Here is a 24,808-nt window from a genome sequence, read left to right as displayed (position 1 = left end):
CATAAATAAAGTTCCAATCAATTGCTCTGTCAATTTTTCGAAGAAGATGGTCTTGGGGAACCATGTCATCCATACAAAACATGAGCATTTGACTTCTTTTTTTATCAGCATATCTTGTCATCATAAGCAATCCCTCCTGTTAAGATTATTATACCACGAAGGGAATAGACAGTATAAAACTATCGGGTGGATAACATACACTTTTTTCTTGATAAAGTAATTCTACAAAAAAGAATTGTGGATAACTGAAGCATAAGAAAAGCCCGGACTTTTGTCCGGGACTTTGTCTACAGTCTGAGATAAGGTGTACAGAACTCTGTACACCTTATCTTTTATTTTTCCTATTTACTTTTCCTCTTCCAAACAACCATATTCTTCATCTGTCACCATTTCCAGCCATTCATTGGAAGTCTCCTCTCCCGGACATTCAATCGCAAGATGACTGAACCAGCAATCTTTCTTTGCACCATGCCAGTGCTTTACTTCTGCCGGAATTGTCACGACGTCTCCCGGTTTCAGGCTCCGTGCCGTCTTTCCTTCTTCCTGATACCAGCCTTCCCCGTCTACACAGAGCAGAATCTGTCCGCCGCCTTTTGAAGCATGATGGATGTGCCAGTTATTCCTGCATCCCGGTTCGAAGGTAACATTTGCAATAAACACTGTCTCTTTTGGATCTGTCAGTGGATTCAGATAACTGTTTCCGGTAAAATACTTTGCAAAGCCTGTATTTGGCTGACCGATTCCAAAAAATCCACCGTGTTCTGCTGTACTGTCGTCCTGTTTTTTGCTGTCATCTGCATACACCTCTTTTGCCAGACGAAATGCCGCCCAGGCATTCGGCCAGCCTGCATAAAATGCAGCATGCGTCAGGATCTCTGCCATTTCTGTCTTTGTGACACCGTTTTTTCGTGCGGCAGAAAGATGGTAGCTCAGTGAATTGTCCACAATTCCTTTGCTGATCAGTGACGTGATCGTGACGATCGAACGGATTTTCAATGATAAATACGCTTCTCTCGACCAGACTTCCCCAAACAGTACATCATCGTTCAGTTCTGCAAATTTTGGTGCAAAATCATTTAAGGCATCTCTGCCCGCTGTCTGCTTTTCCATTTTCAACTTCTCCTAACGGTTTTTCCTTTCTTCTACCATCTTTACAAACCACTCTACGGTCTCCGGATCCTGATGAGAGAAGAAGGAACTTTCCTTTTTATCAAGCGCAGCGATCGCATCCATATCTTCATCAGATAATGTAAAATCAAACACTGCAAAGTTTTCTTCCATTCGCTCTTTGTGTGTGGACTTCGGAATTACAATTATACCTCTCTGAATGTTCCAGCGAAGCATTACCTGCGCCGGTGTTTTTCCGTATTTTTCACCGAGCTTTGCCAGAACCGGATTGTCAAATGTACCCTTGCGTCCTTCGCCGAACGGCGCCCATGCTTCCAAACGGATATCGTATTTGTCCGCCCACATCTTCAATTCTTTCTGCTGGTTGAAAATATGTGTCTCCATCTGATTTACCATCGGCTTAATCCGGTTGAAAGATGCAAACTCGACCATGCGGTCCGCATAGAAATTCGAGATACCGATTGCCTTGATTTTTCCTTCCTCATATAATTCCTCCAGCGCTCTCCACGCCCCGTAAGCATCTGAAAACGGCTGATGAAGCAGGACAAGATCTATATAGTCCGTTTTGAGTTTGCGAAGTGATTCCATCACAGATACCTTTGCCTGTTCATATCCATAATGCTCCAGCCATACTTTTGTCGTGAGGAATATCTCTTCTCTTGGCACACCAGACTTCTCTATGGCAGCCCCGACTTCTTCCTCATTAAAATATGCCTGCGCCGTATCGATATGTCTATATCCTGCTTCCAGCGCATCAAGCACACAGCGCTCGCATTCTTCTTTTGTCACCTGATAAACACCGTATCCTAAAATCGGCATTTTTACACCATTTGCTAATGTTACATATTCCATCATAATTCCTCCTAGTCTGTATCTTCTATATGTTTTTCCCCATCTCGTAAGCTTCTTCATATGCCGGCGTCCCTTTGATCTCGCCCTTCTCCCAGGCTCCAACGCCGTAAATAATACCTGCTTCTCTCGCTCCGCTGAGACAGTCTTCCGTAAATCCTCTGAATTCCTCCATGATCCGTGCAAGATTTGCTTTTTCAGTGTCTGCTGCTGCGAGTATAAAATAAAAATCCTTGTTTGTAATCTCTGTATATCTCGGAACTGTACGGTCTATAAACGTTTTCAGCTGTCCGTCCATTGTATAAAAATATACAGGTGTTGCCAGAACAATTACATCGGCCTTTACCATTTTATCAAGAATTTCTGCCATATCATCTTTTTGAACACATGCGTGAGTCGTATTACAGACTCCGCATCCACAGCAGTACCCGATCTGTTTTTCTGTAAGCAATACCTTTTCCACATGATGTCCGCTCTCTTTTACTCCCTGTGCAAACTGGTCACATAAAATGTCTGAGTTTCCGTTTTTTCTCGGACTTGCCGAAATAATCAATACTTGTTTCATTTTTCTGAATCCATTCTGAAATGTTCTGTTTCGCCCGTCTTACACTGCCTCCGTTGACTGCAAGACCTTTTTCCACCTTTGCACCCAGGCACAACCGCCTGATATCCTCGACGCTGCTTCCCAGACCGCTTCCTTCATGTGTACAGAACGGTCTGATTACCTTCTCTTTCCAGTCAAAATGCTCTAAAAACGTAAAGACAGCCATCGGCATTGTACTCCAGTAATTTGGATATCCGAGATAGATCACATCATATCCATCCAATGTTTCCGGATATCCTTTCAGTTTTGGTCTGGCATCTCTCTGTTGATCTGCCTGTGCCTGCGCGATGCATTCGTTATAATCTTTCGCATATGGCTTTATCTGCTCAATCTTGAAAAGATCGGCTCCCGTCAACTCCTGGATCATGCCCGCCGCTATCTCTGTATTTCCGATCTCCAATGTCTGGATCATACCATTTACATAATTCTCATCTGCCCTTGAATAAAAAGCTACCAATGTATTTGCCATTTCCGTACCGCCTCCTTTCATCTGCTTACAGTATAGCACTCTGTTTCTTGACCTAGAATCTCCGATATGTTATCATTGCATAAACTAAAAGTTTATGCGCTTACAAAGGAGGACAACGATGTATCACCCACTACTTGACACATTTACTGCAGTTGCCGACTGCGGAAGTTTTACGAAAGCCGCTGAAAGCTTACACATCTCACCGACCGCTGTCATGAAACAGATGAATACTTTAGAGAACCACCTGAACCTGACACTCATCGAACGCACAACGTCCGGTGTGCACCTGACTCCTGCCGGCGAGGTCATTTACCGGGATGCCAAATTTATGATGGACTACTCGAAGAAATCCATTTCAGAAGCCCTTGCAGCTACGCATACTTATGACACAACCTTCTGTGTCGGGACCTCTCTGCTCAACCCCGCAAAGCCTTTTATGGACCTCTGGTACAAAGTCAATCAAAGCTTTCCCGGCTACAAGCTTCATCTGGTCCCTTTTGAAGATGACCACGAAGGGATTTTATGCGAGATAAAGAAATTAGGGGAGAAATTTGATTTTCTGGTTGGCGTGTGCGATTCAAAAGCATGGCTGTCCCTTTGCCGTTTTTTGCCGCTGGGCAGATACAAAAAAATGGTCGCTGTATCAAGGGAGCATCCTCTTGCGGCCAAAAGCTGTATAAATATTGAAGATCTGTATGGAGAAACCTTAATGATGGTCAGCAGGGGTGACTCCGGCATCAATGATTTTATGCGAAATGATTTAGAAAAGAACCATCCTCAGATTCGTATTGAGGATACCCCTCACTTTTATGATCTGTCTGTATTCAACCGGTGTGCGGAGACCAGAAATGTGCTCCTGACCATCGAGTGCTGGCAGGAAGTTCATCCCGGACTCGTCTCTATCCCAGTAAATTGGGAATACAGCATTCCCTATGGGATACTTTATAGCCTAAATGAGCCGGAAGATGTGAAAAAATTTATCAAGGTGGTAAAGGATTTCTCCTCGCTTTCTTTGTGAAAAAAGATGAGATGTCAGGAAAAATACCCGATACCCCTTTTTCACACACAAACTTGCCGGCAGCTTTCGCTGCCGGCATCATTTTTACTTTAAACACTTCAACAACCTTCCACACATTTCTTTACATTTGCATCTGACTGTATGTTTCATCACTCGGAAAATGCCCCACATTCCTGATTCTACATCCCATCCAAAACTTCCCGAACGATATAGATAATCTCCCGGAGCTCCGGCTCCATCTTTCAGTTCCATATCAAATCGGTTTCCCACACTGATTCCCCCTTGAAGCGGAATCTCTCTGGACAGCGGATCGTTTGGCTGTTCTCTCCACAAATGCCCGTGAATCGTCAGAGACACATTTCTCGGTTTATCTGCCGGCATCATAGCTCGAAAAATCACACGATCTCCGGTGTATGCCTTCCATACAGGTGTTGCCGGATCTCCATGCACTCTGCTGCTGAACACCTTCCACACCCGTTTGTCTCTCTCAAGCCGATTTGCAAATCGTTCAGATCGGTAATTGTATCCCTTTTCTCCTGTGTCTTCCGCGTCAATCGGTTCTTCACTGCCTGCCGCCGCGGTCTCGATCAAATTTCCTTTCACATCCAAAAGGCGGATCCCATTCTGAATAAAAAGTACATATTCCCGGAAACTTTCTACTCCCGGTGCCGTTATCACCGCCTGCTCCGCAAACGGATTCTTTCTTTTTGTGAAATTCTCATACCATTCTGCTCCTGCCGGTTCTACAATGACCGCACCGAATAATCCATGATATCTGTGATTCCGCATATCTCCGAAAGACTGTAAGATGCACGCTCCGTACTCTCGGTCTGCCTTCCATAAATATCGCTTACTCTCACCGATTCCAACCGTCTGTTCTTTGTTGTTATATCCCACATTGATTCCCGAATCACAAATCGGGTCATATTGCAGGAACTGGGGATTTAACGAAACCCTGCTCGATGGCTTATGCTTCAAATCAAGTGGTACTCGCGGATAATCAAAATACGGAACCGGATGATTCGGATTGAGCACATTATATAGCGTAACCTCCAGCCACTCTCCGACATTTGCCCGCAATATCAATGGCTTCGGAGTATATTTCCCGGCAAATACCAAATCTACATCTTCCAACGGAACAAAAATCAGTCCATTCGGATCATGATCTCCGTATCGGTTATAAATCAGTTCTGTCTGAACTGCGGCTACCTCATAGCGTCTTACCACATCATCCTTCCCCGGGCATGGAGGCAACGGCAGAATCATCTCTTTTCCTTTACAAAGGGGCTTTAGGCATTCCTGATATTTATCATATGCCCGAATGATCCCCCAGAGGCCAAGCCATACATCATCGATTCCACCAAAATAATACAGATAGTCTCCCGCCTGATAAGGTTCTTTGACATTTAAATTGAAAGCTTCTGAAACTCCGAGTGTCTGTGATGCCGCCAACGGAGATTTCTCATCCACTACTTCTTTTTGCCAGGACATTCCGGCAACATTGAATACATGCTGTTCTTCATGAGCCCCATCTATCAGGCGAATCATCAGCTCATCCCCCGGATACGTTTCCAGCACAGGAGTTGCCGGGTCACCATGCACGAAAGAGCTGAAAATATAAGCCGGGTCATCACCTCTTTTCAGTCTTTCCCGCATTGGTTCCGCACGGTAATTAATTCCCATCACCCCCGGATCATCATGTGAGCCGGGAACCGCCGGCGGATTCAACGGTTTTCCATCTTTATCAAATAGAAACGCAAAATCATGCACAAAGAGTGCAAACTCCCGAAACGAAGTACCGTCTCTTCTTTGAATCACCGCCTGTGTTCCAAATCGAAGCGGTTCTCCATTTCGTATATTGTGGAAGGTAGCACCTGCCTCTTCAATCACCAGTGCCCCAAACATACCGTGTAATTGGTGTGCATTTGCGAACAAATGATCATGGAAAAATACGGTTCTTAATTCTTCGTCTGCAAAAAATCGTTCTACCAATGTTTCGTATTTTCTTGCTCCCGCAATATTGTTCCAACCATTTGCCGCACCATCAGAAGTAATCGTATCAAATTTCACCAAATGCACATGATGTCCCACTATGTCGGTCCTGGTTTTGAGCTGAAATGCATTTGCCTCTAAAAATTCCGGCAGTAAATTAGTCGTACGCAGTTCGATACAATCTCCCGCATTGGCACGGATCACCAACGGCTCCACCCGAATTTTCTGTTCTTCCACCATGCGGATATAAGATTCCAGCCCACCGTAATGTTCCAATTCTTCTTTTAGAACAAAAAACCGTCCTTCCGGGTCGTGCCAGCCGTATTGATTGTACGTAATTTTCGCCTGTACAAGTGCGATTTCAAATACTTTCACATTCTCACATTCCTCGGTCGTATGACACGGACAGGTATCGGTATACAATGCCCCGGGAGCTGCATTTTCAACAAAATTCGCCTCCTCCAGCGGTGTGGGAAATACCACAACATTTCCCTCTGCATCCAACACCCCGCAAGGCGGCTGACGCGGTGGCTCCCCTGCCTCTCCACAGATAAAATTCGGATATCCCGGATGAAGGTCATCTTTTTTCGGCGGCTCTTCCCGATCCTTTAACGGCAAAAGAGGAGGCACCGGGGTTCCGTCCGGAAGTTTTCCACATCCATCTTCCAAGCGGTCATGAATTCTCCACAAAGTCCACATTCCTTCGTGAAAATGTGGGTACAAATGGCAATGAAAAATCACGTCTCCAATCACCCGGTTCCGACTTCCTGCCCCATACAAAATGTCCAAAGTATAGCATTCCTGCGGGCTGATTGATATAGAATCGATAATCGTAGAGACCGGATTTTTCCCTTCCAGTCTCCACTGATGATTGTGAAGATGGAATACATGTGTTTCCTTAATTCCTCCGTGAATCAGACGGATTTTGGCAGGATCTCCCACATATGCCCGGAGGATCGGAGGCGCCGGATCTCCATATACCCAGGAACTCATAGAAATATCCTCTCCTGAGTCTGCCGGATCATGGGTCAACGGCATCCGATTTCGCATAGGCTCCGAGCGGTAACTGATCGCTGTCGTAGAGGATGGCAATCCCGTTCGATGGTCCATCGGAGGTTTTCCATCTTTATCTAAAATTTCCAACTCATCATGGAAAAACACCGAATATTCCCGAAAAGCCGGTTTCCCGGGCTGGTAAATATCCGCCATCAGTCCACTTTGGATTTCTTCTCCCGTTTCCGGATGAAACCATCTTGCTTCAGGTGGTTCTACAATCACTGCTCCGAAGAGTCCGTGAATATTTGTCGCATCCTCACTGCTTCTGGCATCTGCCATGTCATGAAACAGAAAAACACCTTCCGTATCTGCATACCACGTATAGACAATTTCGTTGTTTGTTGTACTGTCCGGATTAAACCCAACACTGCTGCCGTCCGAAGTTATTACATCATAAGACAGTCCCTGTACATGAATAGACAGCCTGCGATTCAACCGGTTACGGAACCGTACTTTTACCGTATCCCCGAGATTTACACGGAGAACCAGCGGCTGCACTTCCTCGTAAGGCTGCGGCGGCATTTGCTGAAATCTGCGGATTGCCTCTTCTTGTATTCTCTGTGAATCTTCTTCCAGCACATATAAAAGTCCGTTTGGATCATAATCCCCATATCGATTATATACAATCGGAATCTGTATCGCCTCTATTGTAAAACAACGTCTTCTGCATTGGCAGGGATATTCGCATAATTCCATTGTTTATCCCCTGCCTTTCCCCTCATTTTTCAAAATGCGAAGATAATGATTTGCTTCCCGCAGCACATGGTCCGCCAGCAGCGGAAGAATCACGGAACGGATACCACAGCCTGTAATGCCTTCCGCCCCAGCCGCCTTAAAATCACGATACTGCTCTGTTGTCTCCAATGTTTTTCTCGTCACTTCGGCCATCGTGCGGCAATCCTGTTTTTTTGCCTCCTCCAACAGACGGCAATAATCTCCGGCAAAATGATCTGCTGTCTCCATCAGTTCGCATTCCGTCGGATCCAGCAATCCCCTGATAAAAAGTGCATGTTCCATCATAATCTGATTCCAGAACAACTCTGCCTCTTTCATATCCTGAAGCGGCATGCAGCCTTTTTCCTCCAATGCCGTCACAATCTGCCGGTATAGTTTTGCCTCCCGCAAAATGTGTTCGATCAACAGCGGATAATTCGCAGTGTACAAATTGCACGCAAGAACCTCCCGCAAAATGTTCTCCTTAAATGTAATCAATCCATTTATCAATCGCAGCACATTCTGATTCAATTGACGGACACGCTGTATCATTCTGCTGTCTGGACATGTTCTGCACCCTGCGCGCAGTTTCTTTTCCGCCTGCGTAATGCGAATATCAATCGGAATCTTTGTCAGATTCCTCGTCTGCCGTTCTGCCATTTCCGTAAATTCGGTAAATACCTCTCCTGAACACAAGACCTCTTCACTTACCATTCCATCTGCAAGCCGAACAGTCTGCTCCAGCACATTTTCAAATTGCTCACGGAACCAGTCTGCTTTGTTCCTATATCCCATTTCCCCTGCCGGAAACGCAGCCAGGAGAAACAGCGCGTGCTCTCTCATGATCCTTCCAAAAAATAAATGTGTTTCCAGTGATGTTGCTACATATTCTTTCATTTTTCTACATACCTTATCGTTTTATATTACTGTATGCCAAAAAAGGAAATCGGGTATTTTTCTTTTTTAAGATTTTCCCATATAAACTGCTGCCACTGCCGATACCAAAGGCACTGTCAGAATCACTCCCAAAGAACCTGATATTCCCTGCATGATTTCTATTCCCATCTCATACGAATTGATCATCTGCAAAAACGGCATATCATACGCATAGAAAATCATCAGTGTACTCAAAGAGCCTCCTGTAAATGCTAAAATCAATGTATTCGACATCGTTCCCATCATATCGCCACCGATTTTGATTCCACTTTTAAACAACTGACGTCTTGTAAGATCTGGATTATGAAACTGAAGTTCCTCAATCGTAGTAGCTATAGACATCGCTACATCCATAACCGCTCCTAAAGAAGCAATTAAAATTCCAGAAAACAAAAGTCCCCCTATCTGAAGTTTACTGTTCTGTCCTATGTATAATAACGTCTCGATATCACTTACATTGTATCCCGTGATATGTCCTATTTTTCCAAATAAATTTGCAAAGCACCCGGCAATCACAACACCACCCACTGTGCCGATGATCGAACACAACGTTTTCTTTGAAAAACCACCTATAAAATACATCGTGACCAACGTCGTCAAAATGGTTACCAAAACTGCGCTTAAAAATGGGGAAGCTCCCAAATACAACATCGGAAGGTATAGATACAAAATACAGATAAAAGTAAAAATCAATCCCAGAGCAGATGTGACACCTTTTCTTCTTCCAATCAAAACCAGCGAAAGTAAAAATATTCCAACCATGGCAAATAAAATCATTGTACGGTTATAATTATATATGCTTGCACTGATCTGTCCGTCATATTCACTTACCTGTACGATAACAGAAGTACCCACTTTACAATCTGCCCCATAAAGATAGCTGTCAATATTTGTCGCCTCTACGACTTTCCCTTTAAATTCTCCGCTCTTTAACTTCACTTTAACCGTCTGTGTTCCCTGCTGACTCCCATCTTCATTCCGATTCTCCGAAAGTATTTCTACTACTTCTGCCTTCTCAAATTGATTCCCGTTTTCTTCAATCAATTGATTTTTTTCAATACTCTGATTAAAGAAAATTAAAAATACCAAAAACAGAGCAATGGCTCCCCACACCAAAAAGTGTTGGCACTTTTCTCTTCTACTTAAATTTTTAAACATATCTATACCATCTTTCACAATATCCTCTATTTTTTCCTTTTAAGAAGCCATGCAACTGCCAGTGATGCAATACTTACAACTCCCAAATAACCAACTGCCTGATCATCTCCGGTTTTCACTGTGCTGCTCGGCTTTTTGGTGTTGCTGTTTCCTGCTGCCTGGTTTCCGGAGCTATTTGAATTTGAAGTATTATTTTCTGGTTTCTGCAAATGTTCTGAATCTGTTGTCTGATCTTTCTGATTTGCACTCTGACGAAAACTTTCTCTTGCGTCTGCTAACTTTGTGCTTAACTGTGTCAATTCCGTTTTTGTAATTTTCGTCTCATCTGCCTGAACGCTCAGTTCTTCTAACGTCTTCTTGAACGCCACAACCGTTTCCTGTGCATACTCGCCCTCTTTATTTCCCACGACAGCGCCTGCCGCTTCTTTTTGCGCTTCTGCAAATTGATTTGTAAGTTCGGTAAACTCTGCTTTTGTCACAACCTCATTCTTTGCGTAAAGAAGACCTATGTATGCCTCAGAAAATGTATCTGCTGACACAGAAGAATTTGTATCATTTTCATATAAAGTCTTGTCTAACAACGTAGAATATCCTTTTTTCAGCACCTTACTGTTTGATGTATCTCCATATCCATTCTGTGCATATGCATAATAGTTTACCGGATCTTCTGCAGTATTGAATTTTTGAGTCAATTCCCCGATTGCTTTACTGTCATCTCTGCTGTCCAACACAGAATTTACCGCATTTACTGCGTCTTCAAGTCTCGTCTTGGAACCACTTGTTATCGTATCCGCATCTATACTTTCTACTTCATTTTTTTCTTCTATGATAGATGTTGCTCCATCATTTTTCTGGATCGTTACATCGTTTGCATACTTGTTTCCGTCATAATCATACGTTTTGATCGTCAATTCGTCTGCCGAAACATCGATTGTTGAAAATGTTGGAATTGGTGTGTTGGAACGTTCTGCAAGATAGTACTGTTTTGTTGTATTCAGCGTATAGAATTTACTTCCCGTTGCAGAACCTGCAGCGATGTATAATGTTCCCTCCGGATTCACTGCATTGCTTGCTCCTTCTCCCACACCTTCTGTATCGATTACTTTTCCATCTAAAATTTGATAGGTACGTGCATAAGAATGATCGTGTCCTGTCAGACAGACATCTACATCAAACTCATCCATCAGCGGCGCAAATAAAATCCTTAAATTTGCTCCATCTACATCAGAGTGCGGAGAACCGGCGCCATAAATATCATGATGGAACATCACAATCTTCCACTTGGCATCCTTGTGGCTTTCCTCTGCCTGCTGCATAAGCTTGCGGTGTTCTTCTACATTACGATTATTGCTGTTTAACACAATATAGAGCGCATCGCCGTAACTATAGTAGTAATCCCCTCCCGACTCTGTGCTTCCAAGCTCTGATGCGTTTGGATTATTATAATGATAGCTGTAATCATCACCCTTTGATTCATGATTTCCAATTGTGGTCGCAACCGGTACGTTTCTCAAAACTTTCGGATATAAATATCCCGCATATTCCTGTTCTCGAATAGTATAATTATCGTCCGAATAATCAATCTGATCTCCTGCTGATAAAATAAAACTTGCATTTTGAGCAATTCCATTTTCTCCTAATGCCTGATTCAAAGTTTTGTTCCACGCATAAGTATTCACTGCGATATCTGTGTCATCTTCTGTCCCCTGACCATTACTTCCAGATGCCCCAATCTGAGGATCTCCCACCAGTACCGCCTGGTATTCTGTAAATGAATGTGTACGATATTCGCTTACATCACTCCAGTTTTGTCCATCTATGGAATACTGATAATAGTAAGTTGTGTTTTCCTGTAAATAATCCTCCAACGATACTTTATTGCTTGCTGTGTATGTTTTGAATGAATTCGTCTTCTCAATCGCCTGCACTGTTCCCGTAACAGTTTTCGCCTGACTCATATCTTGATTCGTTGAAATACGAACCTGCGGAGTTCCCGTTTCTTCAGAATACCATGCAAAATTCAGATCTTTTTCATCTTTTCCCGGTGTTAACACTATTTTCCCGGAATCCATCTCTCCGCTTTCCTGATGATTCCATTTTGTGTCATACCACTTCTGATACTCTTGCGTCGCTGTAAGTCCACTGTTCAACTTGTCTGTTCCATCTCCCTGTCCATATTCTCCAAATGCCTGTACCTGCGTACTTCCAATCATAGAAACCATCGTTACTGCTGCCAATGATAACTGCATTTTTGTTTTTAATCTTTTTCTCACTGTCTTTTTCTCCTTTTCAGCTCTTTCTCCTACTCATTACGAGCCTATTATCATCAATTTTTTGTTGCATTTCAATACAGTTTACAAAGACTTAACGATGTTTAACGTAGGTTTTTCACCCAAAAAACTTTCATTTTAAAAAGCTGCAAGAAAATACTTCTTGCAGCTCAATATAACACAGTCATACCTACTATTGCTGTTTTATTTCTTTGAGCGGAAGTACCTCTCTCCATCCTCCACCATAATCTGTAATCTCTCATATTCTTGTTTTAACATCTCAATTCCAGTCTCCGTAATCCGATACCATTTTCGGCGTCCTTCTTCTGCTGTTCGCTGAATTACATCATTCTCTTCAAACTTAGAAAGCATTGCATACACTGTTCCCGGTCCAACCTTTACGCGTCCAGCGGATATTTGATTTACCTTATCCATGATATCCACACCACAACACTCTTCTGTTAGTGTAAGAAGAATATAGTACATCGGCTCCGTCAATGTTTGAAATTGTTCTCTAGACATTTTACACGTTACTTCCTTTCCGTTATTTTTTACGGTATTTGTAAATGTTCTTTCAAAACTTCGATTCCTTCTAATGCATCCGTCAGATTACTATCCACATATGCTTTCACCATACAATCCGGATACCTCACCCAATACCAATAATATCCTTCGTTTCCATAGATAAACGCCTGATCTGCCCCAAAAGCATGAATTGCTTTTTCAGTGTCTTCCCCTTTCATAATATATGAAGAATTTTCCTTCGGATCTTGATATAGATCATTCCAAAGCTTATTAATTACCCAAGAGTACGGACTGCGATAGATTTCATAATCAATTGAAGAAAATACAACTCCGTCCTTTGAAACACTTGTATTTCCAGTATCAGAACTTCCAAACACACTTTGATGAAGTTCTGCTTCAGGACGTTCTGACGTGGTAAACACCCCCGAAATCACTGCACCAATGAGCACAAAAGCCAGCAGGAGAATTCCACCCATTTCAAAAAACTGTTTACTTTCTCCCAACGGTCTCCACCAAGAGACAATGAACGCAATCAGCCCGATTCCTACAAATAAAATCAATAATGGAATTACTTGCTGAATCTGATTGCGCATTCCGACATTAATTACCAGAAAAATAAGTATAACAACAAATAATACTTTCTCTCTGCTAACAGAAATCCGCTTTCCTTGATAATGAAGGATTTCCCCACGTTCCAACCGTTGCTTTTGTCTTTTCTTCCAAATAACCAGACCCACACCTTCAAGAACTCCGGCAATTCCCATCACAACCATAAATACAACAAAGGCCAACATAAGGTTATCAAAAACCCACCTTTCAAAATTGAATGTAAAAAATTCAAAGATATAAAGTGCGGCCAATCCCAGTGTTGTAAAATATGTACGAAACCACTCATCATGCTCTTCCTTGGCTATACTTTCAAAGCGTTCCGCAGGTTCTACAATCGGAAAGGCATCTTCTCTCTCCTGTTTGAATATACACAACTTTCCATGGGAATCTAACAATTTCCAGCCTGCCACCTCACAATAATCTGCAAAATCTTTTGTATCCTCACTAGGTCTCATATCCTGTTCGGAAGCCTTTGGAGAAATCTCAACATCATATATAATATCCTTTTGCTCCCCCTTTTCAAATACTAACCCAAATCTCCACTCTTTAAAATGCCATCCCTGCAATGATTGCTCATGTAAATATTCTGCAAACGAATCACATTCACGTGGGTGAAAACTTAGAAAAGATCGTTTTGTAGTTCTTATACCGGTCACCTCACTTTAATTTCCAATTACTTTTTCCAATTTTATCGAGTATCGATATTTCTATTTTTATTATATTATCGATACTCGATATTGTCAATGCGAAAATTACCAACTACATAGTTGGCAATGCAATATGAAATCCCTCCGAAAATGCACCGGCCGTATTTAACATTCCACTTTATCAATTTTTATTTCCAATCTTCTATCAAGCAGCATCTAAATCACTTGTTTCAAGTTTTCACTTATTCTGGAAAGCTAACATTTTACTTTATTTTAATGCTACATTGTTCCTGCCTAGAAAATCTGTTACCATAGTCCGAAAAGCTACCGGAAGGAATTCGAAAACAGTGATAACCAGAAACCTCCCAATATGGCAGTTCTTAATTTTTCAAGGTACTCGCTATTGAGCGTTTACATTAGTGCCATGCTTTACACATAGAAAAAAGTCCTTCACCTTTCTGCGAAGGACTCAGACTGTTTATGTCCTATTAAGGCATTTTACCGTATTGGTGCATAATCAATCTGTGCTTCTTCCTCTGTGCTTTCAATTTTAAAGATTACCGGACGTAGTCCGTCATTACAACTACAGATAGCTACCCCCGGCTTTCTAATCCAATCCCCGTAGTAGAATACATCCTGCGCCGCTCCGTGAGCGAGAGCAAACACATACTGATAAATTGCTTTCCACGCTTCATCACAGAATCCATCTGGTTTTGCATAATCTGCGTAAAATACTTGACCTTCTCTGAGCATCGGACACGCTGTCAACCCTACTGCCCCATACTCTTCAGCAAGTTCTTTGTCAAATGTCGTTTTTAATACTGTAATCTTACATTTCTTCATTTCCTTGTTCTCCAAAGAATCTCCCCGTTGGACTTAATTACATTTTTGTACCACTCGAAGCTTTTTTTCTTGTACCGTTTTAGACTTCCACTTCCATCATCATTACGGTCCACATAGATGAAACCGTATCTCTTCGACATCTGATTTGACGTATTACTAACCAAATCCAAAATTCCCCAGCTTGTATATCCCCATATTTCCACACCATCTTTTATGGCTTCCGCTACTTGAGCCAGATGTTTTCGGACATAGGAAATTCGGTAATCATCATTTACTGTATAACTGCCATTTCCATCTTCGACCAGTTCGTCCTTTGCCCCTAGTCCATTTTCTACGACAAAGACGGGAAGCTGATAACGATCATAAAGCTGGTTCAAAATATAACGCATTCCTTTCGGATCAATCTGCCATCCCCAATCCGATTCTTCTAGATAAGGATTCTTCACCGCACTCATGATGTTACCTCTACTTTTTATATTTTTCTCCGCATCTGCCGTAGCGCAATAACTCATATAATAACTAATGGAAATAAAGTCTACTGTATTCTTCAAGATCTCTTCATCCTCCGGCTCCATACGGATATGGATATCATGCTCTTTAAAAAAACGTTTCATATATCCTGGATATCTACCTCTTACATGGACATCTCCAAAGAATAGCGAATCTCTGTCCTTTTCCATAGCTTCTAGTACATCATCGGGATTGCAGGTCAGCGGATAGATTGGGCTTCCCGCAATCATACATCCGATTTTGAACTCAGGATTGATTTCGTGTCCTAGTTTCGTTACTTTCGCACTGGCAACAAATTGATGATGAATAGCCTGATAAAGTACGTTCTGATCAATTTCCTCCAGATCTCCCTGAATTCCGCCTCCATTAAATGGTGCATGGAGTATCATGTTGATTTCATTAAATGTAAGCCAATATTTCACCTGATCCTTATATCTTGTAAAAACAGTCCTTGCATAGTTCTCGAAGAATCCAATAAGCTTCCTGTCAGACCAACCTCCATATTCTGTTGCAAGATGCAATGGCATCTCGTAATGGGAAAGTGTAACGAGCGGTTCAATCCCATGCTCTTTTAATTCGGCAAAAAGAGAATCGTAGAATTTAAATCCCTTTTCATTTGGCTCCATCTCATCCCCATTTGGAAAGATTCGACTCCATGCAATGGACACTCTCAGAACCCGGATGCCCATCTCCTCAAACAGAGAAATATCTTCTTTGTAATGGTGATAGAAATCAATTGCTTTTTCTTTAAGATGTAACCCTTTTGGAGGAATTTGAGGTTTCTGAAATACACCTTCGGTCAACGCGTCTGCTGTAGACCAACCTTTTCCGTCCTCTCTTGCCGCTCCTTCACACTGATTTGCCGCTAGAGCACCACCCCAGAGAAATCCCTTTGGGAAAAAAACACCATCGTTGCCCCTGTCAATGCTCTGTTTCATATTTTGTTCCATGTTGCACCTCCTATTTTTTTGGTATACATTATATTTTTACTCTACCTCGATTAAATCTGCTCTCGGTTCAATCTCACCCAGATACATCATACTGACTTTAGAATATGCATTTGTGTTTGTTACAATTATCGGAGTAATGGTTTGATATCCAGCTTCCCGAATTTTATCTAGGTCACACGTAAGTAGGAGATCTCCTTTCTTCACCTGCTGTCCGTCATTCACTGCCAACTCAAAATATTTTCCACCTAGCTGCACAGTATTAATCCCCACATGAATCAGGACTTCCACACCATCAGCACTCTCCAAACCTATTGCATGCTTTGTAGGAAAAATACTTACCACTGTTCCGTCAACAGGTGAAATAATTCTACCTTCTGTGAGTTTCACTGCTACACCTTGCCCGAGCATTCCTTCTGCGAATGTAGGATCAGGTACTTCTTTAAGAGGAACCACTTCGCCTTTTGCTGGACTTGCAATTATTTTTTTGCCTACTGTTTCTTCAACAATAATATTCTTCTCTTCGTTATCTGTCTGTAAATCTGCTTCCGATACTTTTTCTTCAAATCCCCACACCCATACCGCTGAGAATGTCACAACAAATGCAATCATCATAGAGATACAGGCATGGATTAGATTCATCCAACCATCTGGTCCAATATATGCCACTAGAGACAGCAATCCTGGCGAACAGAAACTAAAACATTTTACACCCATGATACCGGCATAAAATCCACCAATACCTCCTCCCAGCATGACACACGCCAAAACTTTTTTGAACTTCAGTGTTACACCAAATAGAGCTGGTTCTGTTATTCCAAGAATTGCAGTAGTACCTGTAGTAAATGCAGTCTGCTTTAATTCTTTATCCTTTGTTTTCATCGCAACACAGACGGATGCCGCACCTTGAGCAATGTTACTTGGAAGATTTCCAGGTCCTGCAATCGTCTCAAATCCATCTGTTGCAAGAGACTGCATCATAAAAGGCACAAGTCCATAGTGCATTCCTGTTGTAACCATGAGTGGATAAATTGCACCGATTATCGTAGGTACGAGCCATCCAATATGCTCATTTAGGAAATTCAATGCTGTACTGATTCCCACTCCGACAACAAATCCAATTGGCCCGAGTACAATAAATGTTACTGGCGCTACAATAAGCAGACAAAGAAGCGGTTTGAAGAAAAACCTCACCATCTTTGGAAGGATTTTTTCAAGAAACGCTTCCATATATTTCAAGGCAAATACCATGAGTAACACAGGAATCACGCTAGAACTGTAAGTTGCTAAAGTTACAGGAACTCCTAAAAATGAACTAAAATGAATGCTGTAAGCATCAGTAATTAATGCCATATAATTTGGATGTAGCATGGCTCCTGCAATAGCGACTGCTAAAAATTGGTTGCAGCCTAGCTTCTTTGCCGCAGTAAATGTAAGCATCACAGGAAGAAAATACAACGGAGCATCACCAATAAAATTTAGAAAGTAATACGTCATACTTTCTGTATTTGCGCCCAATAACACCACAACTGCCAGAACTGATTTAACAAGCCCTGCTCCAATTATAGCTGGTAGTACTGGAGTAAAAATTGCTGAAACGAAGTCAAAAATTCGTTCCGAAATCTTCATCTTCTGTGGTTCGATCTTCGTATCTGTACTTGTGCCAACTGTTTCTTTCATCTTTCCCTGAATTGCTGAGTAAGCCTTCGGCACTTCATTTCCGATAATTATCTGGAACTGTCCACCACTTTTCGCAATCCCAAGCACTCCTTTTGTATTTTTCAGTTTTATCTCATCTGCAACGGATTCGTCTTTCAAAGTAAATCGCAATCTTGTGGCACAGTGTGTAAATCCTGCAATATTTTTTTCTCCACCGATACCTTTCAATATGATATCCGCTAGTTTATCAAAATCCATTTTCAAACCTCCTATATTAGAAATAAATTTTGTATGATATAATAAATTTAATGACTCTAAAGCAACATAACCTGCTTCAGTCGAATCTTTTTTTGAAAGGGAGGGATACTTCATGCTCATTCCACGCTACTATTTCAGCAATGAATATAATGAACTCTACGACTATTTTCTTACCCGTCCCCATAGAAAACGCACACTCCATAAGGGTGACTATCTATGGGGCACTGGTGAGCCTATTCGCCATGTATATTACATCTGTTCTGGTATCTCCATTACTTATGTAGAACACGAGGAAGGTCATCGAAAAATCTTGTTCTTTCACAGTACCGGCACGGTTTTCCCAGGTTTCCACAAATCTTTGTTCAAGCTTGAGCATTCCATTATCACTCAAGCTGCATCAGATATGGAAGTCCTAGAATTTCCACGCGAGGAGCTCTATCGAATGTTTCAAGAAAATCGGACTTTGAGCGCAATTGCTTTTGAATCCTACGCAAAGCTGATCAACCTATTGATCTATGAAACAGCGCATCAGGAGTATAATAATTCTTTTCTTAAGCTATGCAACCTGTTATATCTTTTTTCTCAAAATTCTCCATGTGGTGATCCGCATCACATAGACCTTACTCAGGAAGAAATTGCTGATCTCCTCACCATTAACCGAGTCAATGCAGCTAAATGTCTCTCCCGTCTTCGTGATGAAGGAATCATCATCCCTCACCGAAGATGGATTGAGATTCCAGATCCATCCGCACTGGAACAATACTGTTCTCAGGAGACTCTTCCTTCATAATTAATGGCACGCAATTCTCGATTCCTATGCACAGCGCAGCTGTTCTTCAACAACTGCGCTTTTCATTTTATGCCTTCACTGTATCCCTCTCTGACAAATCTTTGTCCTGTAACCGTTCACTATATATTTCTTGCAATACGGTATCCTTCATTGACTGCATCTGCAATCTTTCTAGTCTGACGGCAATCACCAATTTGGTAGACTTCTTCCACTAGATCCTGCAACTCATCGTACAGGTTAGACTTATTGTTATATCCCATTGCTAGGACAACATCGTCTGCCGCAATAAACTGTTCTTTTCCGTCGCACTCAGCAATAATCCCTTTCTCACTCACTTTCATAAGTTTCGTATTCACACAGAGCACCGCACCAGTGGCTTTGAGCACAGCGAGCTGAGAATGTCTCGTTACATAAGAGGTATCTTTCAGAACATCATCTTGCATCTCCACAATATGTACCTGACATCCCTGTTCCGCTAGAACATGTGCTGTCTCACATCCTACCAGACCACCACCTACAATCACTACAGTACCTTTTACTTTTTTAGCGCCAGATAAAACCTGATCTGCGGTCACTGCCAATTCAATTCCTTCCAATGACGGTATAATTGGCTGAGCCCCTGCAGCAATAATCACAGCATCCGGATGATAAGAGTCTACTGTCTCCATTGTAGCTTCCACTCCAAGACAAACCGTCACATCAGATTCTTCCAATTCATATTTCAGATAGTCCAAATACTCAAGATATTGCTTTTTATAACTAGGAGCAGCTACAATCTCTAGCTTTCCACCCACCTTGTTCTTCTTTTCCAAAATAGTAACTCTGTGTCCTCGTTGAGATGCCGTCAATGCCGCTTGAATACCTCCCGGCCCAGCACCAATGATTAGCACCTTCTTCTTTTTCATCGCTGGATATATCTCACCCTCGAACTCATGTCCCATTTCTGGGTTAATAGCGCAAGAAGTAGATTTACCAAGCCATAGTGTATGCAAACAATAGTTACATCGAAGACATGGTTTTATCGGTTTGTCATAGAGCGTCTTATTCACCCAATTTGGATCTGCAATCCATTTCCTTCCTGTACTGGCAAAATCAATAATTCCTTCTTCCAAAAGTTTCTGCATTTCCTCTAAATCAGAAAGTTTGTTCTCGAAAATTACAGGTTTTGTCACACCTTTTTTGAATTTCTTAAAATTTTCCATATAGAGATCATTAGTCACATAAGCACTTGGTACGATATATTCTTGATCATAGTAATTACCAATTCTTAGGTGAAATGCATCTGCTAGTCCTAGTTCTTCAAGTTTCTGTGCTGTAGCAATAGCATCTTCCACTACCATCCCCTTACAAACCGAAACACCTTCCGGAAGAAGATCATCCATATTTAAGCTTACAATAATTGGATAATCATCTCCTACAACTTTCTTTACTTCCTGTATAGTCTCAATAAGAAATGTCATTCGCTTTTCCTGACTGCCGCCATACTCATCTGTTCTCTGATTCCATGCAGGTGACAGGAACTGATTAATCAGGTAGCCCCCACCTCCCATGACAAGAAGCGCATCGAATCCAGCTGTCTTAAGCCTCCCCGCCGCTTCAGCGTATGTGCGAATCATATGTTTTATTTGTGGCTCAGTCATTGCTTTTGCTCGTATTTCTGGGTGATACTGAGTCTGACATTCCGACGGTGCCAATGGCGGATATTTTTCTTCATCTACATTATCCGCATATCTTCCACTTCCCATCGTCAGTTCGCAAGCAATTTTTGCCCCATACAAATGAACTGCATCTGTCGCCTCAGCAAATTCTTTTATCCTCTCATCTCGATCGATAAGTGGAAATTGCATCTCTCTCGGATAAGGCATAATTTCCCGTTCTGCTTGAGTCGCACAGGTGAAGATTAGGCCACATCCTCCTTTTGCCCTTGCCTCAAAGACTTTTACCTGCCGGTAACTGATACTAGATCCATCCTCGTTTCCTGAGAAATACTTGTAATCCATGGGAGCCATGCAGATACGGTTCTTGAGTTGCATCGTTCCAATCTTCGCTGGTCTTAGCAAATTTCCGTATGTATTTCTAACCATTTTTCTTCTCCTCCTATCCATTCTTTTAGATATTTTTTCTGAGAAAATTATATCGAAATAAAAATTTTTGTTCTGTTGAAAAAACTACATAAGAGATTTATTTTGAAATTTTTATATAGAATTGGTTATCACGAGTTCACAATTTTGCTGTAAGGTTCATTGGTGATATAAAAAAATAGCCAACTTGAATGGCTATCATACTTACTACACTCTATTATTATGTCGATACATAATAAGCTATCCTTACAACTACCAGCCGGATAAAAAGAGATTCTAGATTTTGAGTATTTTTCATATGAATAAATTACTCTTACAGAACACTTCATAGATATTCTCATGTACTCAAAATGTACTCATTATAAATAGAGCCGCAAGAAAATACTTCTTGCAGCTCAATATAACACAGTCATACCTACCGGCAAAACACGAACAGATCACCCTTTATCGACTAAAAAAACGCCTTTCTCTATTTTCGTCTCCCCTTTGTTCTCTTACTTCTTCCTCCACATCATCCGAACAATCACACTGCGTTTCCGAAACAGTGCCACACTGCACAACTGCCGTACCGGTCTCAACCACCGCGCCAAATGAAATCGGAATCTCCACGCATAGACTTTGCGTAATCGTAAACATACATGACGTCTGATTTCCTGTGCATTGTGCTCCGCCCTGCACGGTCGGTTCACCACAACAAATAGTCTTTGCAGTGCCCGGCTTTGCAAATGGAGTTACTTTCACCGGCACACAAACAGTTTCTTTCTGATAAAAGACAGATTCACACGGTTCATTCTCTTCACATGAAGGACCGCAAATCGTCAAGCCTGTTGCCGTCGTTCCTCCTCCATACACACAAACATTGACTGGGCCAACATTATACGGCGTGCGAAGTGAAATACAAATTTTCATAAATCCATTCTGTTTTTTAAGTGGAAAATCAAATTTTAATCCGATACATCCCGTCGGCTTATCTGGTTTCTCCGCTGTCTTTATTTCCACATTTTCTCCCCAAATAACTTTCTGAGGGACATCATTAATTGAAACGGTAATATCGACAATATCATTTTGTGTGATTTCACTACAAATTCCCAAAAGAAAATGACTTAAGTCTGCATATTCAGATGTATCTTCTCCCACACCGACAATATCATAACAAAACTTCTGATATTCGTCCCCTGAAGGAGTCAAAATCGACTCCTCTGTATTCAAAGAAAAAACAAATGGTAAAATCCGCTCCCCCGGAAAATTAGAATAATCAATCCGATTATTACATGCTGTATTTGCTCTCATTTTAGGTCCCTTTTATTGATCTATTTCTCTATATCATATGTCGAAATCTTTACAATGTGAATGGGGATATGTCTCAAAAAATCTTACATTTTAGCTTTTATCGCAGTAGTTAGCTTCGGCTTAACCTGCTTCAGTATCGGATACACATTCGGTAAAAATCATAAATCACAAAAATAGCCGCCCCAGTCTGGTAAACTAAGCGGCAACTTTGTCTAAGTTTATATTGGACTAACCATCTATCGGCAACACTCTTTCTACGATTATGTTATCATGCCTTGACAGAAATATCAAAATCTTTCTAATTAATCCCTGCCCTATTTCTCCCTAGTATCTATGGAATTCTGGAAATGTGTTTGGGGACACCTCAAAACTAGGTGCTTATTTTTGAAAAGGTACTTGCTATTTTGCGCTTACGATATAAAATCCTGTTTTTCACTCGTTCCATCCTATCTGCTGAAATATGGAAAAAGTCCCTCGCCTTTCGGCGAAGGACTAAACTTACAACCCAACCATTTATATACCGCATATTGGTCAGCGGTAAACTTTCTTTCTGCTAATATACTAGCAAGTACAAAGTGGAAAGTCAATAGCACTATCCATTAAAATTATATGCTGTTGGCACAAGATTATTTAAATTCGCAAAGTTCCACTTGTTCTGTCGTACTTGTCCTTTATTTTAGTTTCAAAACAGTTCATTTTCGAACTGTTTTGTATGGATTTTCTATACTTTCATCAAATTGTATTGTCAGCAACTTATATAATACACAGTAAAATTCATCTAACACTTTTCATTATATTTTTTCTATAAGTTCTGCTAAAACCACATTATACTTATTTAGAAGTTCGCCAATTTCTTTATAAATACTCTCTCCAATACCAATTTTTTCAGCAAAAGATCTCATTAAGTTATCTTCCTCATAATCCAATTGTCCATCTTAATAGGCTAAACCTAATACTTCAAGAATAACTATTCTTTTTACATGATCCGTAGCATTCTTGAATACTTCAACAATAGCATCAATACTATCAGCCTTTTCTGTATTAAAAAATGGAATTTCCATTTCTTTACAGTATTCTTGAATCATTACTCTTTCCACTTCATCAAAAATCCCATTTGCTTCTGATATTTTAATACTTAAACTGATAAATGCATTTTTTTCTTCGTTTGATAACTGATTTAAAAACATCCCTTTTACCTCCTACGCCACATAATTTAATTCATTTATAACTTGATCCGCATTAGAAACAGCTTGATTTACCGCAACTTTATTTACATGATTTAACTCATCTTCTTTTTCTGTTTTCAATACTAACTGAATCTTACACATCTGATATAACAGCCCCACAAGAAGCACTGTGTTTTCTGTTAATATCTTTTCTTTATCTGAAAATTCCAACCACTCCGTCTTCTCTTCAAAGTTAATGATATGATCTAGAATAGAAAGTCGCTTCATATACTGTTCTTCTACATTTGTCAACGATGTTCTAAATCCTTCAGCAACGGTACTAAGTTCATCAAAATATTCCACTATTTTTTTTACTTCTTTCTCTGTTCTCCTTGCCTGCGAATATGCTTCATCGGCTTTATCCGAAAGTTTTGAACCTGTTGCATTAAAAATCACTCCACCAACAAGCAACCCAATGCCCAGGGTTGCACCACCCAAAACCATAGATCCGAGAGCCATTCCCCCTCCACCTGCTGCAAGTGAACCGCCACCTAATGCTGCCAATGTGGCATTTGTTGCGGCCACTCCAGAAAGAGTAGAAATCGCAGTTCCTGTAGATGCAGTTCCCAATGCCATAACCGCTGATGTTGTGACACCTGCTGCCGCAAAACCGCCTGCTGTTCCCGCTGCTGCGCCTCCAATTCCGCCAAGTAAAACGCCTGCACCTGCGGATACCTTTTTCAGTTCTTCTGCTTCATATTCCAGTAAATTTATCCCTTCCTTATCGTAAGCTTTAAACTTTGGTCTTCCTTGTATCTTTTCAATAAGATCAGAAAACTGTTCAAAACTGTTCAGGATCTCTAGTTCCTGTTTTCCCAATGCATCCATTAATTCTGTCGTTTCTGTATTTCTTTTTTCAAATTTTTCAATTGCATTTTCTTGTATTCTTTGTGCGGACTTCATAGTATCATTGGCCTCTTTCATCTTAACCCCGCCATGAATTCCCGAGCCAACGCCCGCTACTCCTGCGATAGCTGCAATTCCCCCGATTATGAATGGTATCGGCATATTAAACATCCTCCTTTATATTTCTTATAACTTCTCGGAATCTTCAGCCCTGATTTCACAAGGCTTCCAGACCCCTGTTTCAAAAAATCACCCACTTTTTTTACAAAAACGGGTTCTTTCCAATGTTGGTTGAATTCATAGTGTCTTTTGCTCCTACATGTGTTATAGTATAAACAAGATAAAGGGATTAGGAGTGGGGACAAAAATGGAAGAATTCATAA

The 24,808-nt window shown here is 41.3% G+C and carries 19 protein-coding genes; 2 read left to right on the top strand and 17 right to left on the bottom strand.

The features are described from left to right. Positions 1–345 precede the first annotated feature (345 nt). Genes ACTQXY_RS13055 through ACTQXY_RS13040 form a run of 4 tightly spaced genes read right to left on the bottom strand, consistent with a single transcriptional unit; the run spans position 346 to position 3,050 of the window. On the bottom strand, positions 346–1,110 hold the full coding sequence (locus ACTQXY_RS13055; RefSeq protein WP_441659826.1) for a carboxymuconolactone decarboxylase family protein: 765 nt from the start codon (positions 1,108–1,110) through the stop codon (positions 346–348). 12 nt (positions 1,111–1,122) lie between these two features. After that, positions 1,123–1,980, bottom strand: a complete 858-nt coding sequence (locus ACTQXY_RS13050) for an aldo/keto reductase (protein ID WP_441659827.1) — start codon at positions 1,978–1,980, stop codon at positions 1,123–1,125. A 25-nt stretch (positions 1,981–2,005) separates the two neighbouring features. Beyond that, complete coding sequence (locus tag ACTQXY_RS13045) at positions 2,006–2,542, bottom strand: NAD(P)H-dependent oxidoreductase (RefSeq protein ID WP_441659825.1); 537 nt, start codon at positions 2,540–2,542, stop codon at positions 2,006–2,008. Beyond that, positions 2,478–3,050 carry a flavodoxin gene (locus ACTQXY_RS13040; protein ID WP_441659824.1) on the bottom strand — a complete coding sequence of 191 codons (573 nt, stop codon included), beginning with the start codon at positions 3,048–3,050 and terminating at the stop codon, positions 2,478–2,480. Before ACTQXY_RS13040 ends, ACTQXY_RS13045 begins: the two co-directional genes overlap by 65 nt. A 118-nt stretch (positions 3,051–3,168) precedes the next feature. On the opposite strand from ACTQXY_RS13040, the gene ACTQXY_RS13035 reads away from it, so the two are divergent. Next, positions 3,169–4,068 (top strand): LysR family transcriptional regulator, encoded by a 900-nt coding sequence (locus tag ACTQXY_RS13035; RefSeq protein ID WP_441659823.1) that lies wholly within the window; start codon positions 3,169–3,171, stop codon positions 4,066–4,068. Positions 4,069–4,152: 84 nt separating this feature from the next. On the opposite strand, the gene ACTQXY_RS13030 is transcribed toward ACTQXY_RS13035, so the two are convergent. The 9 genes from ACTQXY_RS13030 to ACTQXY_RS12990 all read right to left on the bottom strand — a co-directional run bounded on the left by ACTQXY_RS13030 (position 4,153) and on the right by ACTQXY_RS12990 (position 18,192). Next, entirely contained in the window at positions 4,153–7,812 is a 3,660-nt protein-coding gene (locus ACTQXY_RS13030; protein WP_441659822.1) for a multicopper oxidase domain-containing protein, read from the bottom strand. A 3-nt stretch (positions 7,813–7,815) separates the two neighbouring features. Continuing rightward, positions 7,816–8,727, bottom strand: a complete 912-nt coding sequence (locus ACTQXY_RS13025; protein WP_441659821.1) for a DUF2935 domain-containing protein — start codon at positions 8,725–8,727, stop codon at positions 7,816–7,818. A gap of 66 nt (positions 8,728–8,793) precedes the next feature. After that, complete coding sequence (locus ACTQXY_RS13020) at positions 8,794–9,942, bottom strand: YibE/F family protein (protein ID WP_441659820.1); 1,149 nt, start codon at positions 9,940–9,942, stop codon at positions 8,794–8,796. Between the two features lie 8 nt (positions 9,943–9,950). After that, positions 9,951–12,197, bottom strand: a complete 2,247-nt coding sequence (locus tag ACTQXY_RS13015; RefSeq protein WP_441659819.1) for a metallophosphoesterase — start codon at positions 12,195–12,197, stop codon at positions 9,951–9,953. 201 nt (positions 12,198–12,398) lie between these two features. Continuing rightward, the gene (locus ACTQXY_RS13010; protein WP_441659818.1) at positions 12,399–12,716 is read right to left on the bottom strand and encodes a helix-turn-helix transcriptional regulator; all 318 of its coding nucleotides are present in this window, start codon (positions 12,714–12,716) and stop codon (positions 12,399–12,401) included. A 29-nt stretch (positions 12,717–12,745) separates the two neighbouring features. Then, entirely contained in the window at positions 12,746–13,984 is a 1,239-nt protein-coding gene (locus ACTQXY_RS13005; protein WP_441659817.1) for a DUF2812 domain-containing protein, read from the bottom strand. 489 nt (positions 13,985–14,473) lie between these two features. Beyond that, positions 14,474–14,818 (bottom strand): TIGR04076 family protein, encoded by a 345-nt coding sequence (locus ACTQXY_RS13000; protein WP_441659816.1) that lies wholly within the window; start codon positions 14,816–14,818, stop codon positions 14,474–14,476. Next, the gene (ascB, locus tag ACTQXY_RS12995) at positions 14,815–16,278 is read right to left on the bottom strand and encodes a 6-phospho-beta-glucosidase (RefSeq protein ID WP_441659815.1); all 1,464 of its coding nucleotides are present in this window, start codon (positions 16,276–16,278) and stop codon (positions 14,815–14,817) included. The genes ACTQXY_RS13000 and ascB overlap by 4 nt, the downstream gene beginning before the upstream one ends. A 36-nt stretch (positions 16,279–16,314) precedes the next feature. Then, entirely contained in the window at positions 16,315–18,192 is a 1,878-nt protein-coding gene (locus ACTQXY_RS12990) for a beta-glucoside-specific PTS transporter subunit IIABC (protein WP_441659814.1), read from the bottom strand. Between the two features lie 112 nt (positions 18,193–18,304). On the opposite strand from ACTQXY_RS12990, the gene ACTQXY_RS12985 reads away from it, so the two are divergent. Further along, positions 18,305–18,982: a helix-turn-helix domain-containing protein gene (locus ACTQXY_RS12985; RefSeq protein WP_441659813.1), complete on the top strand. Its 678-nt coding sequence runs from the start codon at positions 18,305–18,307 to the stop codon at positions 18,980–18,982. Between the two features lie 119 nt (positions 18,983–19,101). Here the strand turns inward: ACTQXY_RS12985 and ACTQXY_RS12980 are convergent, their stop codons facing one another. The 4 genes from ACTQXY_RS12980 to ACTQXY_RS12965 all read right to left on the bottom strand — a co-directional run bounded on the left by ACTQXY_RS12980 (position 19,102) and on the right by ACTQXY_RS12965 (position 24,587). After that, positions 19,102–21,066, bottom strand: a complete 1,965-nt coding sequence (locus tag ACTQXY_RS12980) for an oxidoreductase (protein ID WP_441659812.1) — start codon at positions 21,064–21,066, stop codon at positions 19,102–19,104. 441 nt (positions 21,067–21,507) lie between these two features. Then, positions 21,508–22,353, bottom strand: coding sequence for a hypothetical protein (locus tag ACTQXY_RS12975; RefSeq protein ID WP_441659811.1), 846 nt, complete (start codon positions 22,351–22,353; stop codon positions 21,508–21,510). 935 nt (positions 22,354–23,288) lie between these two features. After that, positions 23,289–23,540 (bottom strand): hypothetical protein, encoded by a 252-nt coding sequence (locus ACTQXY_RS12970; protein WP_441659810.1) that lies wholly within the window; start codon positions 23,538–23,540, stop codon positions 23,289–23,291. Positions 23,541–23,552: 12 nt separating this feature from the next. Further along, positions 23,553–24,587, bottom strand: coding sequence for a hypothetical protein (locus ACTQXY_RS12965; RefSeq protein WP_441659809.1), 1,035 nt, complete (start codon positions 24,585–24,587; stop codon positions 23,553–23,555). Positions 24,588–24,808: the final 221 nt, after the last annotated feature.

This window comes from Faecalimonas sp. LCP19S3_D12, from assembly GCF_052121495.1.
GTDB lineage: Bacteria > Bacillota > Clostridia > Lachnospirales > Lachnospiraceae > Faecalimonas.
This window is presented reverse-complemented; position numbering and strand designations above follow the sequence as displayed.

What these genes read in the sequence shown, in the direction of transcription:
- ACTQXY_RS13055 (WP_441659826.1), bottom strand. Translation starts at nt 1,110, where the DNA reads ATGGAAAAGCAGACAGCGGGCAGAGATGCCTTAAATGATTTTGCACCA.
- ACTQXY_RS13050 (WP_441659827.1), bottom strand. Translation starts at nt 1,980, where the DNA reads ATGGAATATGTAACATTAGCAAATGGTGTAAAAATGCCGATTTTAGGA.
- ACTQXY_RS13045 (WP_441659825.1), bottom strand. Translation starts at nt 2,542, where the DNA reads ATGAAACAAGTATTGATTATTTCGGCAAGTCCGAGAAAAAACGGAAAC.
- ACTQXY_RS13040 (WP_441659824.1), bottom strand. Translation starts at nt 3,050, where the DNA reads ATGGCAAATACATTGGTAGCTTTTTATTCAAGGGCAGATGAGAATTAT.
- ACTQXY_RS13035 (WP_441659823.1), top strand. Translation starts at nt 3,169, where the DNA reads ATGTATCACCCACTACTTGACACATTTACTGCAGTTGCCGACTGCGGA.
- ACTQXY_RS13030 (WP_441659822.1), bottom strand. Translation starts at nt 7,812, where the DNA reads ATGGAATTATGCGAATATCCCTGCCAATGCAGAAGACGTTGTTTTACA.
- ACTQXY_RS13025 (WP_441659821.1), bottom strand. Translation starts at nt 8,727, where the DNA reads ATGAAAGAATATGTAGCAACATCACTGGAAACACATTTATTTTTTGGA.
- ACTQXY_RS13010 (WP_441659818.1), bottom strand. Translation starts at nt 12,716, where the DNA reads ATGTCTAGAGAACAATTTCAAACATTGACGGAGCCGATGTACTATATT.
- ACTQXY_RS13000 (WP_441659816.1), bottom strand. Translation starts at nt 14,818, where the DNA reads ATGAAGAAATGTAAGATTACAGTATTAAAAACGACATTTGACAAAGAA.
- ascB (WP_441659815.1), bottom strand. Translation starts at nt 16,278, where the DNA reads ATGGAACAAAATATGAAACAGAGCATTGACAGGGGCAACGATGGTGTT.
- ACTQXY_RS12990 (WP_441659814.1), bottom strand. Translation starts at nt 18,192, where the DNA reads ATGGATTTTGATAAACTAGCGGATATCATATTGAAAGGTATCGGTGGA.
- ACTQXY_RS12985 (WP_441659813.1), top strand. Translation starts at nt 18,305, where the DNA reads ATGCTCATTCCACGCTACTATTTCAGCAATGAATATAATGAACTCTAC.
- ACTQXY_RS12980 (WP_441659812.1), bottom strand. Translation starts at nt 21,066, where the DNA reads ATGGTTAGAAATACATACGGAAATTTGCTAAGACCAGCGAAGATTGGA.
- ACTQXY_RS12975 (WP_441659811.1), bottom strand. Translation starts at nt 22,353, where the DNA reads ATGAGAGCAAATACAGCATGTAATAATCGGATTGATTATTCTAATTTT.
- ACTQXY_RS12970 (WP_441659810.1), bottom strand. Translation starts at nt 23,540, where the DNA reads ATGTTTTTAAATCAGTTATCAAACGAAGAAAAAAATGCATTTATCAGT.
- ACTQXY_RS12965 (WP_441659809.1), bottom strand. Translation starts at nt 24,587, where the DNA reads ATGCCGATACCATTCATAATCGGGGGAATTGCAGCTATCGCAGGAGTA.